Genomic DNA, 13,221 nt, shown 5'->3' with positions numbered 1-13,221 from the left:
CGCCGTATCAACCAAACTCTAAGACTATGAGGCCATGGTTGGTGTTGCCCCTCCCGGGTATGGCGCGTCTGTGACGGCGCCCGCACCGACCCAGATCAGAAGGAGCACAGCCAGTGCCTTCATTCTCGACGACACTTGAACAGGCAATCCACGCAGCGCTGGCGCTGGCCAATGCGCGGCGTCACGAATTTGCTACGCTTGAACATCTGCTTCTTGCGCTGATTGACGAACCCGATGCACTGCGCGTGATGAAAGCCTGTAGTGTCGACACGGAGGAGCTGCGGCAGACTCTGGTCGAGTTCGTGGATGAGGATCTTGCGAACCTTGTCACCGAAATCGACGGGTCGGAAGCTGTGCCGACAGCCGCTTTCCAACGCGTGATTCAACGCGCTGCGATCCATGTCCAATCTTCCGGGCGCACGGAAGTGACCGGGGCGAACGTCCTTGTCGCCATCTTTGCTGAACGTGAGTCGAACGCGGCGTATTTCCTGCAAGAACAGGACATGACGCGGTACGACGCCGTGAACTTCATCGCCCACGGTGTCGCCAAAGACCCGTCCTATGGTGAAAACCGGTCGGTGAAAGGCGCGCCTGAGCCTGAGGACGAGCCGCAAGGCGTGACCGAAGGGGATAAAAAGGAATCCGCGCTCGCGAAATACTGCGTGGACCTCAACAAGAAGTCGCGCGAAGGCGATGTCGATCCGCTGATCGGTCGCTCGCATGAGGTGGAACGCTGCATTCAGGTTCTGTGCCGCCGGCGCAAGAACAACCCGCTTCTGGTGGGCGATCCCGGCGTGGGCAAAACCGCAATCGCGGAAGGCCTTGCGCGTAAGATCGTGCAGCACGAAGTCCCCGAAGTCCTGGCGAATACGACGATCTTCAGCCTCGACATGGGGGCCCTTCTGGCCGGAACGCGCTATCGCGGTGACTTCGAAGAGCGCCTGAAAGCTGTTGTGTCCGAACTTGAGGATCACCCGGATGGTGTTCTTTTCATCGACGAAATTCACACCGTTATCGGTGCCGGGGCGACTTCGGGCGGGGCGATGGACGCGTCCAATCTGCTGAAGCCGGCTTTGCAGGGCGGTAAATTGCGGACGATGGGGTCCACCACCTACAAGGAATTCCGCCAGCACTTCGAAAAGGACCGCGCCCTGTCGCGCCGGTTCCAGAAGATCGACGTGAATGAACCTTCGGTCGAAGATAGCGTGAAAATCCTGCGCGGTCTGAAACCCTATTTCGAAGATCACCACGCGGTGAAATACACGAACGACGCGATCAAAACGGCGGTGGAACTGTCTGCGCGCTACATCAATGACCGCAAGCTGCCGGACAAGGCGATCGACGTGATCGACGAGGCAGGCGCAGCGCAGCATCTGCTGCCCGAATCCAAGCGCCGCAAGACGATCGGCGTCAAGGAAATCGAATCCGTGGTGGCCAAGATCGCCCGCATTCCGCCCAAGAACGTGTCGAAGGATGATGCGCAGGTCCTCAAGGATCTCGAAGTTAGCCTGAAACGCGTGGTCTTCGGCCAGGATGCCGCGATCGAAGCGCTGTCCTCGGCCATCAAGTTGGCCCGTGCGGGTCTGCGTGAACCTGAGAAGCCGATCGGCAACTATCTCTTTGCGGGTCCGACCGGTGTCGGCAAGACCGAGGTCGCCAAGCAACTGGCCGATACGCTGGGTGTTGAGATGCTCCGCTTCGACATGTCCGAGTACATGGAGAAACACGCGGTGTCCCGCCTGATTGGTGCGCCTCCCGGCTATGTCGGGTTCGATCAAGGTGGTCAGTTGACGGATGGCGTCGATCAACATCCGCACTGCGTGCTGCTTCTTGATGAGATCGAAAAAGCGCATCCCGATGTCTACAACATCCTGTTGCAGGTGATGGATCATGGCACGCTGACCGATCACAACGGGCGCACTGTGGACTTCCGCAACGTGATCCTGATCATGACCTCCAATGCTGGCGCGTCCGAGCTTGCGAAAGCCGCGGTTGGCTTTGGCCGCGACCATCGCGAAGGCGAAGATACAGCCGCAATCGAACGGACCTTTACTCCGGAATTCCGGAACCGGTTGGATGCGGTCATCTCCTTCGCGCCGCTGCCGAAGGACGTCATTCTGCAAGTGGTCGAGAAGTTCGTTCTGCAACTGGAAGCGCAGCTTCTGGATCGCGGCGTGACAATCGAACTGACCAAGCCGGCTGCCGAGTGGCTGGGTGACAAGGGCTATGATTCCAAGATGGGCGCGCGCCCCTTGGGCCGGGTCATCCAAGAGCACATCAAGAAGCCTCTGGCGGAAGAGTTGCTGTTCGGCAAACTGTCCAAGGGCGGTGTCGTCAAGGTCGGCGTCAAGAATGGCGAATTGGAACTGCGCATCGAGGGGCCCGGCAATCCGCGCCTCGGCAAGAACAAGCCGCCCCTGCTTACAGCGGACTGATGCGCCGCGCCGTTGCGCTAATCTTTTGCTCCCTCGCCAGCACCTCTCTGGCGGGGGAGTTTCATTTGCAGCCCCCGATTGATTGCCCACTGGGCGAGGATCAGCGCTGCTTCATCCAACAATATGTCGATCGCGATTCCGGGCCTGGGGCGACCGATTATCGCTGCGAAACGCTCAGCTATGACGGCCACAAAGGCACCGACTTCGCGCTGCGCAGTCTTGATGAGGTCGCAAAAGGCGTGCCCGTCATAGCCGCCGCGCCGGGCCGGGTGCGTGCAACGCGCGACGGTTTGCCCGATCAACTGCTCACCGCGCAGAACGAGCATCAGATCGAAGGCAAGGAATGCGGCAATGGCGTCGTCATCACGCATGAGAACGGATGGGAGACGCAATATTGCCACCTGCGGCGCGGCTCCATCACTGTGCGCAACGGCCAGACAGTAGACGCGGGCACGCAGATCGGGTTGGTCGGACTCTCTGGGCGCACCCAATTCCCGCATGTCCACCTGAGTGTCCGTAAGGACGGCCAGCCCATCGACCCGTTCGCGCCAGACGCCACGAGTTGCAGCATCACGCGCCCGGCAGAGGATCTGTGGATCAAGACCCCCGACTACCAGCCCGGCGGGATCATCTCTGCAGGGTTCTCGACACAAATCCCGGACTATGATGCCGTGAAACAAGGACGCGCGGGAATTGACGAACTCCGTCTGGACAGCCCGGCCCTGGTTCTGTGGGGACACGTGTTCGGCAGCCGCCCCGGCGATACGCTGCGCCTGTCCATAACCGGGCCGGACGGAGCGACCGTGATCGAAAAGGACCTCGCCCTTGAAAAAGCGCAGGCGCAACTCTTTCGTGCGATTGGACGCAAGACAGGGGGCGCGTCATGGTTTGGTCCGGGGCAGTATCGGGGCGACGTGGCGCTGATCCGCGATGGCACTGTAATCAGCGACACAACCATTCAGTTGCAGGTCGCCCGGTAACAACTGCGCCTATTTTTCGGTGAACTTGATTTCGATCCGGCGGTTCTGGGCGCGCGCTTCGGGCGTGTCCGCCGGATTGATTGGCTGATATTCCCCATACCCGTTGGCAGACAGACGCTGCGGCGGGATGCCAAGCGCACCGGACAGATAGCGCACCACCGACAGGGCGCGGCCTTGGCTCAACTCCCAGTTATCGGCAAATTCCCCGGTGCCCAGCAGCGGTACATTGTCGGTATGCCCATCGACCTGCAGCACCCAGTCGATACCGGGCGGGATGTCGTTTGCGATCTGGCGGATGATCGACGCCACTTTTGCGATCTCCGTGCGCCCCGCTGCGGATAGGTCCGCGCGGCCCGGATCAAACAGCACTTCGGACGAGAACACAAAGCGGTCGCCCACGACCTGAACGCCTTCTTGATTGCCCAGCAGATCGCGCAACTGGCCGAAGAATTCCGACCGGTATTTCTCCAGGTTTTGGGCCTCTGCAGCAAGCTGTTCCGCCTCTGCCGCCAGCCGCGCACGTTCGGCTTCAAGCCGCGCGCGCTCTGCCTCTTCCAACTGCCGACGCTTGCGTTCTTCGGCGGCGACGCGGGCCAAGGCGGTGTTGAGCTCGGTTCCCAGCGATTGCAACTGCACTTCGCGCGCACTGTCCCTTTCGCGCGCGTCATCCAACAGCGACTGAAGTTCGCCCAGCTGCGTGCGCAATGCGGCAACCTGTTGGTTCAGAAGTTCCGCATTCCGCTGCGCTTCGGTGCTGATCGCCTGCTCTTCGCTCAACTGTCGGCGCGCGGCGGCCAGAAGGGCCGCTTGTTTCTCCGCCTCGCTGGTTTGATCCTGCGCCAGCGTCTCCGCCGCCAGCCGCGCTGCCAGCGCTTCGGCCAGACGCTCGCGCAGCGTGTCGCGGTCAAGATCCGCCGTCTGCGCCGCGCTTTCGACCTGCGACAAGGCGTTGGCCAACTGCGATTCCAGATCAGCCGCGCGCGCGGTCAGCGCCGCCACCTGCGCCTCTGCCGTCGCGCGGTCCTGCGCGGCGCTTGCCTCCAGCGCGGCGATCCGGGCGGCTGCGTCCTGCACTTCCTTCTCAGCCCGCGCTTCGATCTCCGCGATGCGGGCCGCCGCCTCTTCCAGCAAGGCACCCTGCGCCGTCTGGGTGCCTTCCAGCCCCTCCACCCGCGCGCGCGCGGCAGCAAGGTCCGCAACCAGCCCGGTCCGTTCCTCTTGCAGCGCAGCGAGTTGATCGCGCGTCGTGGTCAGTTCCGCCTGCGCTGCGGCCAAATCGCTTTCCAAGCCCCCGGCACGCGCTTCGGCTTCTGCGACCATGGTCCGCGCGTCGGAATTGAGCAGATCGACCTCCTGCATCCGCAGCAGTGCCGCCGCCAATTGCCGGTCCAGATCATCCTGCGCCGATTGCGCCGCAGCAAGCAGCGTCAGCGTATCTTCGGCGCGTTGGCGTTGCTGTTCCAGCGCCAGGGTCATCGCGGTCAATTCGGCATCCGCATCCTGCAACTTTTGGCGCAATGCTTCCGCTGCGGCCGCATCCGCTAGCCGCGCAGCTTCTTCGGCACTCAGGGCCTGCTGCGCCGCGTCCAGATCCGCCGCCAGCGCCTGAGACGTTTCCGTTTGCTCGGCATTGCGCTGCCGCAAATCCGCTATCAGCGCTTGCAACGCATCCCGCCGCGCCGCCGCCAATCGCGCCGCTTCCGCCCCTTCGTCTATTTCCGACCGGGCCTGCGCCAACGCGAGGTTCAGCGCCTCTTGTTCAGACACCAGCGCTGCCTCGCGATCCTGTAGCGCGGCCGTTTGATCTTGCAGCGTGGCTACTCGCCCCAGTGCATCGTCCCGTTCCGCCAAAAGCCCGGCAACCTGCGCCTCAAACGCCGTGATCCGCCCTTCGGCTTCGGACAAGGCTGCGGCGGTCTGATCGCGTTCTCCGGTCAAAGCGGCAATGCGGTCCTGCGCGGTGCCAAGCTGCTGCGTCAGTGTCGCGATCTGTGCGTCATTGGACTGAATGGTTGCAGACAAGGCGCCAACGCGCGCCTGCAATTCCGCGCCTTGTTGTTCGGACAGTCCAAGCGCCTGCGCCAGCGCCGCGACCTCCACCGCAAGCTGGTTCAGCTCGCTTTCCTGCCCGCTGATGGTTTCGCGCAGGACGAATTGCACCACCATGAAGATCGACAAGACGAAGAACAGGACCAGCAAAAGCCCGGTCATCGCATCGACAAAGCCCGGCCAGATCGCCGCCTGAAACCGTTGCCCTGTGCGTCGGGAAAGCGCCATGGTCTATGCGTCCGGCCCGGACCGGACCCGCAACCGGCGCACATTCGTGCGGTCGCCTTTCAGCGTGTCCAGCACTTCGCGCAGGTCGGACCGTAGTTCGCCAACGCTTTCCTGACGTCCGGCGCTGATCTCCTCCAGCAGGCGGAGCATTTGCACATCGATGGACCGCAGCCGCATCCGGCTTTCCGCATCCAGCCCCTCGCCCGCGCCTTGCTTTTCCATCAACCCGATCAGTCGCTCTTGCCCCTCTGCCACACGTTCAAGGGCCTGCGTCGCCGCGTCGCCAGAATCGAACTTATCGACCAGCCGGGTCATCGAATCCGCCAGCTTGCCAAGCTTTTCATCCACCATCGCCCGACTGACATCGGAATCGGTGAACATCTGCTGGAGGCTCTCCATCTGCTCGGCCATGTGATCGACAACGCCGGACAAGGCCGCCGCATCGCCCGCGCCGCCTTCGTCACCAGACGCGAAGCCCAGCCGCGTGATCGAGCTGAGCCATTCTTCAAGCTCGCGGTAAAACCGGTTCTGCCCGTGCCCGGCAAAAAGTTCGAGAAGCCCCACAACCAGCGACCCGGCCAACCCCAGTAGCGACGAGGCAAAGGCCACGCCCATGCCGCCAAGCTGCGCCTCTAGCCCGGTCATCAGCCGGTTGAACACCTCGACGCCGCCTTCGCCATCCTGCGGCGCAAGGCTGCGGATCGTATCCACGACCGCCGGGACTGTCGTCGCCAGCCCGTAGAACGTGCCCAGCAGGCCCAGAAAGATCAGCGTGCTGACGATATATCGGGTGATCTCGCGCACTTCGTCGATGCGCTGCGCGACGGAATCGAGGATCGACCGCGAGGAAGACGCGTTGATCTGCATCCGCGAGCCGCGCGAGCGTAGCAGGGTCGCCAGCGAGGCCAGCAGTTGCGGCGCCTTGCCCGCCTCTTGATCCTCAGCCGCGAAGCTTTCGATCCAGCGGACCGATCCGATCAGTTGGACCACCTGCCAGATGCAGGACACGATGCCGATGATGAACACGAACAGGATGAAACCGTTCAGATACGGGTTCGCCATAAAGACCGGCAGCACGCGCGGCAGTGCAAAAAACGCCCCCATGCCGGTCAGCGCCAGCACGATCAGCATCGAAATCACCTGCCGGATTGGCTGGGAGAAATGTGGTTTTGCCTCTGCCTCAGGCCGTGCCATCGCCTGTTCTTGCCCCCCGGTCACCGCTCATATTGTAGTCTTGGCACAAGGCTACACCACAAAATGGGGCCGGAGCCAATGAATTATGAACAAATCCTTTGCACCCGCCGCACCAGCCAGTCCAAATCGGAATCCGCCAATCCCAATTCGCGTAAATGCAAGGCAGTGTTGTAGAGATATTCGGTGTTCGGCCCGCGCCCACCAACGGCGCTGGCGATGATCTGCGCCTGCTCTTCCAAGGCGATCCCGCCGCAATATTGATCGTGATCGGGGTCAATCACATAGGTCACCGCGCGCACGCGCCGCCCGTCCACAAGTTCGATATCCAGTTCCTTTTCGAGATAGGCAGAGGACACCAGCTCTCGCTCACGCAGATAGGCCAGCGTCGCCTCTTCCGTTCCCGGCGCAGCGCGCAGCGCCACCCCCTCGCAAGAGGTGCCATCGGCCTCGTCCAGCGCCAGCACCAGACCGGGATGGTCGACCGTACCGCGGTGGTGGATCGATCGCATACAGAAGGAACGGGCATAGCCCGGCAGCCGTGCGACAACCTGCTCCGCCACGTCAAAGCCCGGATTCCACAAAAGCGATCCATAACCGAAAACCCACATGCGCGCCTCACTGGTTCTTTGTGTCGCGCCGATCTATAGGGTCCGCGTCCGGAACGACAAGGGGCAGGCGATGCGGCGGTTGGTAACGATAGGTGTCGGAGCGGCGCTTTTGTTCTGCCTTTGGTGGGCGGGCGCGGCGTGGTGGTTCAACACGGGCCTCACCGGCTGGTTCGACGCGCGCCGCGCGGAGGGATGGCAGGCCGAGCTGGAGGCGACAACGTCGGCCGGGTTCCCCGCGCGCGTCGATACCGTGCTGGAAGGCATCGCGCTGGCCGATCCGGGCACCGGCCTTGCGATTGAGGCGGAGAAACTGGTGATCTCCGCGCGCACGATCTGGCCCGGTGATCTTAGCGTCGCTTTGCCCGAAACGCCGATCCACATCGCAACGCCTTGGGACCGCTGGACGATCACGGCGGCAAATGCACGGGCGGATTTGAACCTGCATCCCGGCACTGCCCTGCAATTGGAGGCAATGCAGAAACGCTCCGGTCCGTTTACCCTTGCCCGCGTCGATGGAACATCTGTGCTGGGCGTCGCGGCGTTGGACCTTGCGCTGATCGAAACGGGTGACGCCGCGCAATACGACCTGCGCTTTGACGTCACGGATTTCACCCCCGGCGATGCGATCCGCGACATCGCCTTGTTGCCGCCCGACTGGCCCTTGGTCTTTGACGTGTTGACCGCTGATATCGGTCTTGCGCTGGATCACCCAATTGACCGTACCGCATTGGAGACCCGCCGCCCGCAACCGCAGGCCGTTACGCTCCGCCGGGTAGAGGCGCATTGGGGCGACATGCGGTTTCTTGCGACCGGCGACGTGATCCGCGATCCGCAAGGCCGGGCCGAGGGGCATTTGGTGGTGAAGGCAGAGAATTGGCAGCAGATGCTGGACCTGGCGCAAGCGGCCGGGATGATCCCGCCTGATTTACGTCCGCAAATCGAAGGCATGTTGCGCGGTCTGGCCTCGGGCACCGGCCGGACAGAGGATCTGGACGTGACCTTGCGGTTCGAAAACGGCCTGACACGCATTGGGTTCCTGCCGCTGGGGCCCGCCCCAAGCCTCGTGATCCGCTAGCTGCCTACTTGCAATAGGGTCCGCCGCGATAACGCGCGGTGTCGAAGTGGAAATGATCGCGGTGAAAGCGGTCAGCGCGCGGCCCAAGCACTGTTCCGAAAGGCCCGCAGGCCCCTTTATGCATCTTCCGCAACGCCCCCGATGTGCTGGACGCGCCCCACCCTTCCAAAACCGTAATCAGCCGGTCATTGGCAAGGTAAAAGCCAGAAATGTCGATGGCGCGGCCTTTGCCATGCTCAGATATCCGGGCGCCTTTCTGGTTGTTCCGCGTCCGGCAGGCGTAATGTGCCGCCACGCGCAACCGCGCCAGCCCACCGCCCTTTCGGCGCAGCGCCGGCTTGGCGCTTTGATCGACCCATGTTTTCAAGGCCTGAGCGGTCTCGCAATCCATGACGGAATGTTGTGTGAGCGCCACGCCTGAAACCGATTTGACCCGCACCGCCTCTGCGATGCCGCAGCCTTTGATGCGCCCCGGCACACGCCCGACGACCTCGCCCTGAATGGCGATATCACCGCAGACCGCGCCGCGCCGCAGCGCCCGGCGGCTTTCTTTGGCCCGCTTTTCGGCGCGCTTGGTACGGAAAAAGGGGCGGCGCGAGTTTTCCACCGGCGCGACTTGCGGCGTGGGTGCGACCCCATCGGCGGCGGGCGTCGCAACCGGCGCCGCAATCGTGCTTGCGCCCCCGTCCCGCACGGCTGGGCGCAGCGATGTGTTCGGCGCATTCGCCACTGCGGTGCTGGCCAGCAGCAGGAGAAGCGCCACGAGCCTCATTTTTTCTGTGCCCGGCCGAAATCCGGTGCATCCGTGTCCTGACCGGCTTCGATGATGCCCCGCCGGATCGCGCGAGTGCGGGTGAAATAGTCGAACAGATGGTCGCCATCCCCGGTTCGGATCGCCCGTTGCAGGGCGAAAAGCTCTTCTGTGAAGCGCCCCAGAATTTCCAGCGTCGCGTCCTTGTTGGTCAAAAACACATCGCGCCACATCGTCGGATCAGATGCCGCGATCCGCGTGAAATCCCGGAAGCCAGCGGCAGAGTATTTGATAACCTCGCTATCGGTCACGCGGCCCAGATCGTCGGCCACGCCCACCATCGTATACGCGATGAGGTGCGGCGTATGAGAGGTCACGGCCAGAACAAGGTCATGGTGTTCCGGGTCCATCTCGTCGGTATTGGCGCCCAGCGCCTGCCAGAAGGATGTCAGCCGCGCCACCGCGTCCCGGTCTGCACCCGGCACGGGAACGATGATTGTCCACTTGTTGTCAAACAGTTCCGCGAAACCGGCATTCGGACCACTATGTTCGGTCCCGGCCAGCGGGTGTGCGGGCACGAAATGGACATTGTCCGGCAGATGTGGCGCGACATGATCGATGACGTCCCGCTTGACGGAGCCGACATCGGTCACGGTGCAGCCGTCTGCCAGCACCGGCGCGATCTCTTGCGCCACGCCGCCCATCGCGCCCACCGGGACGGCAAGAACCACCAGATCGGCCCCTTCGCAGGCAGCCGCAGCGCTGTCTTCGACGCGGTCGCAAAAGCCCAGCTTTCGGACGGTGTCGCGCGTCTCTTCGGATCGCGCATAGCCCACGATTTCACCCGCAACGCCGCCGCGCTTCATCGCCCAGGCCATCGACCCCGCGATCAGGCCAAGACCGATCAGTGCAACACGGTTGTAGATTGGCGTGCTCATGCGGCTCTCCAGCGGGTCAGGGAATCAATTACGCGGCCGGTCTGCTCTGCATCGCCCACGGTGATGCGCAACCCTTCGGGAAAGCCATAACCGGTCACGCGGCGCACGATGATCCCGTCCGCTTGCAACGTCGCATCCGCCGCGCCGGCCTCGTCCGGGGAGGCAAACCGGGCAAGCACGAAATTCGTCTGCGACTCGTCGCATTCCACACCAAGCTGCCGCAACGCGCCGGTAAGCCGCGCCCGCTGGTCAGCATTCAGCGCGGAGCAGGTGTCCAGCCAGTCACGGTCGCGCAGGGCGGCCTCGGCGGCGGCAAGTTGCACAACACTTAGATTGAAGGGCTGGCGGATACGGGTCATCACGTCAATCAACGCCTTGGGACCATAGCCCCAGCCGACACGCAGCCCGCCCAGCCCGTAAATCTTGGAAAAGGTCCGCGTCATCAGCACATTGGGCCGCTCCTTGGCCAGCGACCGCCCCCCGTCATAGCCTTCGGCATATTCGGTATAGGCCCCGTCGATCACCAGGATGACACTGTCCGGCAGCCCATCGGCAAGCCGCACAAGGTCTTCATCGGGAAGGATGGTGCCAGTGGGATTGCCCGGATTGGTCAGCAGGACGATCCGCGTCCGGTCCGTCACGGCGCCAAGGATCGCATCCACATCCACGACACGCACCGCTTCGGGCACCTTCACCGGGGTCGCGCCCGCCATGTTCGCAAGGATCGGGTACATGGAAAACCCGTGTTCGGTATAGATGATCTCATCCCCCGGACCGGCAAAAGCCTGCGTGACGAATTGCAGAACCTCGTCCGAACCGACGCCGCAGATCACGCGGTCTGCCTCGACCTGCCACATCTCGGCAATCGCCGCCCGCAAATCTGCGTGATCGGTCGATGGGTAAAGATGCATGCCCGCCGCAGCCTGCGTCAGCGCAGCGATGGCCGAGGGGGGCGGGCCCAATGGGTTCTCGTTCGAGCTAAGCTTGAGCACCTGCGCAACCCCATCCAGATGGGATTTGCCGCCCTCATAAAGCGCAATATCCATGATACCGGGTTGGGGCGTGATGACAGCCATGAAAACCTCCGTTGCGTGACAGGGTTTTAGGCCCGCCCGCCCGCAGTGACCAGTGCCAATTCGCCGCCCCCGGCCCTGCCTCAGACCGCGGCACCTTCGGCAGGTTTCCATTTGAACCGAACCCGCAGAATACCGTGGTCATTGGTGCCGCTGTCCTTGTGATCGTCGAAATCAAGGTGGTCGTTCAGCACCACCATATCGTCGAAGGCCCAGATCCGGCGCTTGGAGTTGTCATAGAACTCCTGACTGAACAGCACATGATCAAGGCTTTCGCGCTGCCCTTTGTAGACATGCGTATAATAGACATCCCGGACCGACCGGTATTCCTGTATCGTCTGCGCCGTATAAAGCGCGTTATCCCCGCCGCCCGACGACAAGGGCGACAGAAACGTCGGCTGCTCTGACAGGATGTTGAGCGTGTTGCTGTCCTTGCCGTCATTCATATCCCCGATCACCACAACCGGCGTATCGGAATTCTTCACCAGCTTGGTGATGATGATGCGCAGCGCGGTCGCCTCTGCGGTGCGCCGGATCGTCGAGAGCGCATACCCGATTGCGTTGGTATGTGGGCTATGCGTGCCCCGGTCATACCATGCCTCGTTCCAGACCTGCGTGGGGCGGCGCGATTTGAAGTGGCAGACAAAGACGTGAATGACCGGCGTATCCTCGCGCGGTTGAAGCCGAACATGCAGAACGGGCCGCGAAAATTCCCGCAGCCAAATCGCCACATCAGGCTGCTGCGGGTCGTCGCCCTTGGTCGACAGGATCATTTCCTCGGGGAACTGGGTGATCCACTCCGGCTCACTCACCAACATGTCGGACCGCACCGCCCCCGCGCACACGATGCGACTGCCGGAATGATCGGGCGGGGTCAGCGGGCGGTGGGTGCTGTCCAGACCGGCCTCCGCCAGCGTGGCGGCCAGCGCGGCGGGGGCCCACAGCTCCTGGAAGCCGATGAAATCGGCGGAGAGCAGCGACAGCGACGCACCTGTAAAGGCGATTTTCCGGTCATATTGCGCCTGCGTCCAACTGGCCCCGTTATACAGCGGCGCGCCCGGCAACTGCAGGTTCAAGAGGTTGAAACTGGTAAAGGAAATGTCCCGCGATGCCATAATTGGCCCCCAACGATTTGTTCAATGGGGCAAGCCTACCACAGGTTGAGCGGCGCGCGGCAAAAAGAAACCGCGCCGAAAAGTCCGGCGCGGTCCCAAAAGCATCTGTGAAAGGGCAGAGCCCGATCAGTTTTTCGCGTAGAATTCGACGACGAGGTTCGGTTCCATCATCACCGGATACGGCACATCGCCCAGCTGCGGGGTGCGCACGAAGGTCGCGGTCAGCTTGGAGTGGTCCGCGTCGATGTAATCCGGAACGTCACGCTCGGGCAGTTGAACGGCTTCGAGGATCGCTGCCATTTGCTTGGAACGATCACGCACTTCGATCACGTCGCCCTCTTTCACGCGGTAGGAGGGGATGTTCACGATGCGGCCATTCACACGCACGTGCTTGTGGTTCACGAACTGACGTGCGGCGAAGATGGTCGGAACGAATTTCGCGCGGTACACAACGGCGTCCAGACGGCGTTCCAGCAGACCGATCAGGTTTTCACCGGTATCGCCCTTCACACGCTCTGCCTCACCGTAGATGCGGCGGAATTGCTTTTCGGTCAGGTCGCCGTAGTAACCTTTCAGCTTCTGCTTGGCGCGCAGCTGGATACCGAAGTCGGACAGTTTGCCCTTGCGGCGCTGACCGTGCTGGCCGGGGCCATATTCACGGCGGTTCACCGGGGATTTCGCACGGCCCCAGATGTTTTCGCCCATGCGGCGGTCAATTTTGTACTTGGCAGCAGTTCTTTTTGTCATCTGCTGATCTCCTCTTCAGTTGTGATGT

At 62.5% G+C, this 13,221-nt stretch carries 11 protein-coding genes; 3 read left to right on the top strand and 8 right to left on the bottom strand.

Annotation, left to right across the window (positions count from 1 at the left end; translation table 11 throughout):
* Window positions 1-113 precede the first annotated feature (113 nt).
* Together clpA and E4Z66_RS08500 are read left to right on the top strand one after the other, a co-directional pair.
* A complete protein-coding gene (gene clpA, locus E4Z66_RS08505) occupies window positions 114-2,435 on the top strand; it encodes an ATP-dependent Clp protease ATP-binding subunit ClpA (protein ID WP_136462569.1) in 2,322 nt (773 codons plus the stop codon).
* Window positions 2,436-2,500: 65 nt separating this feature from the next.
* The gene (locus E4Z66_RS08500; RefSeq protein WP_246035937.1) at window positions 2,501-3,415 is read left to right on the top strand and encodes a M23 family metallopeptidase; all 915 of its coding nucleotides are present in this window, start codon (window positions 2,501-2,503) and stop codon (window positions 3,413-3,415) included.
* Window positions 3,416-3,424: 9 nt separating this feature from the next.
* Here the strand turns inward: E4Z66_RS08500 and E4Z66_RS08495 are convergent, their stop codons facing one another.
* From E4Z66_RS08495 to E4Z66_RS08485, 3 genes are all read right to left on the bottom strand, one after another.
* Complete coding sequence (locus E4Z66_RS08495; RefSeq protein WP_136462567.1) at window positions 3,425-5,692, bottom strand: peptidoglycan -binding protein; 2,268 nt, start codon at window positions 5,690-5,692, stop codon at window positions 3,425-3,427.
* Between the two features lie 3 nt (window positions 5,693-5,695).
* A complete protein-coding gene (locus tag E4Z66_RS08490) occupies window positions 5,696-6,886 on the bottom strand; it encodes a biopolymer transporter ExbB (RefSeq protein ID WP_246035936.1) in 1,191 nt (396 codons plus the stop codon).
* A gap of 83 nt (window positions 6,887-6,969) precedes the next feature.
* On the bottom strand, window positions 6,970-7,494 hold the full coding sequence (locus E4Z66_RS08485; protein WP_136462566.1) for a gamma-glutamylcyclotransferase: 525 nt from the start codon (window positions 7,492-7,494) through the stop codon (window positions 6,970-6,972).
* A 70-nt stretch (window positions 7,495-7,564) separates the two neighbouring features.
* Between E4Z66_RS08485 and E4Z66_RS08480 the strand changes: the two genes are divergently transcribed.
* Window positions 7,565-8,569, top strand: coding sequence for a DUF2125 domain-containing protein (locus tag E4Z66_RS08480; protein ID WP_168797758.1), 1,005 nt, complete (start codon window positions 7,565-7,567; stop codon window positions 8,567-8,569).
* Window positions 8,570-8,573: 4 nt separating this feature from the next.
* Here the strand turns inward: E4Z66_RS08480 and E4Z66_RS08475 are convergent, their stop codons facing one another.
* The 5 genes from E4Z66_RS08475 to rpsD all read right to left on the bottom strand — a co-directional run bounded on the left by E4Z66_RS08475 (window position 8,574) and on the right by rpsD (window position 13,193).
* A complete protein-coding gene (locus E4Z66_RS08475; protein ID WP_136462564.1) occupies window positions 8,574-9,341 on the bottom strand; it encodes an extensin-like domain-containing protein in 768 nt (255 codons plus the stop codon).
* Window positions 9,338-10,258, bottom strand: a complete 921-nt coding sequence (locus E4Z66_RS08470) for a prephenate/arogenate dehydrogenase family protein (protein ID WP_136462563.1) — start codon at window positions 10,256-10,258, stop codon at window positions 9,338-9,340. Before E4Z66_RS08470 ends, E4Z66_RS08475 begins: the two co-directional genes overlap by 4 nt.
* On the bottom strand, window positions 10,255-11,334 hold the full coding sequence (gene hisC / locus E4Z66_RS08465; protein ID WP_136462562.1) for a histidinol-phosphate transaminase: 1,080 nt from the start codon (window positions 11,332-11,334) through the stop codon (window positions 10,255-10,257). The genes E4Z66_RS08470 and hisC overlap by 4 nt, the downstream gene beginning before the upstream one ends.
* Before the next feature lie 80 nt (window positions 11,335-11,414).
* Window positions 11,415-12,446: an endonuclease/exonuclease/phosphatase family protein gene (locus E4Z66_RS08460; RefSeq protein ID WP_136462561.1), complete on the bottom strand. Its 1,032-nt coding sequence runs from the start codon at window positions 12,444-12,446 to the stop codon at window positions 11,415-11,417.
* Between the two features lie 126 nt (window positions 12,447-12,572).
* The gene (gene rpsD, locus E4Z66_RS08455) at window positions 12,573-13,193 is read right to left on the bottom strand and encodes a 30S ribosomal protein S4 (RefSeq protein WP_136462560.1); all 621 of its coding nucleotides are present in this window, start codon (window positions 13,191-13,193) and stop codon (window positions 12,573-12,575) included.
* Window positions 13,194-13,221: the final 28 nt, after the last annotated feature.

It is taken from the genome of Aliishimia ponticola (assembly GCF_004803475.1).
Classification (GTDB): Bacteria; Pseudomonadota; Alphaproteobacteria; order Rhodobacterales; family Rhodobacteraceae; genus Aliishimia; species Aliishimia ponticola.
The sequence above is the reverse complement of the archived record's forward strand: the minus strand, read 5'-3'. Positions and strand labels throughout refer to the sequence as shown.

Excerpts from the sequence above, each read along its gene's own strand:
- E4Z66_RS08480 (WP_168797758.1), top strand. The coding sequence starts at position 7,565 with ATGCGGCGGTTGGTAACGATAGGTGTCGGAGCGGCGCTTTTGTTCTGC.
- E4Z66_RS08475 (WP_136462564.1), bottom strand. The coding sequence starts at position 9,341 with ATGAGGCTCGTGGCGCTTCTCCTGCTGCTGGCCAGCACCGCAGTGGCG.
- E4Z66_RS08485 (WP_136462566.1), bottom strand. The coding sequence starts at position 7,494 with ATGTGGGTTTTCGGTTATGGATCGCTTTTGTGGAATCCGGGCTTTGAC.
- rpsD (WP_136462560.1), bottom strand. The coding sequence starts at position 13,193 with ATGACAAAAAGAACTGCTGCCAAGTACAAAATTGACCGCCGCATGGGC.
- hisC (WP_136462562.1), bottom strand. The coding sequence starts at position 11,334 with ATGGCTGTCATCACGCCCCAACCCGGTATCATGGATATTGCGCTTTAT.
- E4Z66_RS08460 (WP_136462561.1), bottom strand. The coding sequence starts at position 12,446 with ATGGCATCGCGGGACATTTCCTTTACCAGTTTCAACCTCTTGAACCTG.
- E4Z66_RS08470 (WP_136462563.1), bottom strand. The coding sequence starts at position 10,258 with ATGAGCACGCCAATCTACAACCGTGTTGCACTGATCGGTCTTGGCCTG.
- E4Z66_RS08490 (WP_246035936.1), bottom strand. The coding sequence starts at position 6,886 with ATGGCACGGCCTGAGGCAGAGGCAAAACCACATTTCTCCCAGCCAATC.
- E4Z66_RS08495 (WP_136462567.1), bottom strand. The coding sequence starts at position 5,692 with ATGGCGCTTTCCCGACGCACAGGGCAACGGTTTCAGGCGGCGATCTGG.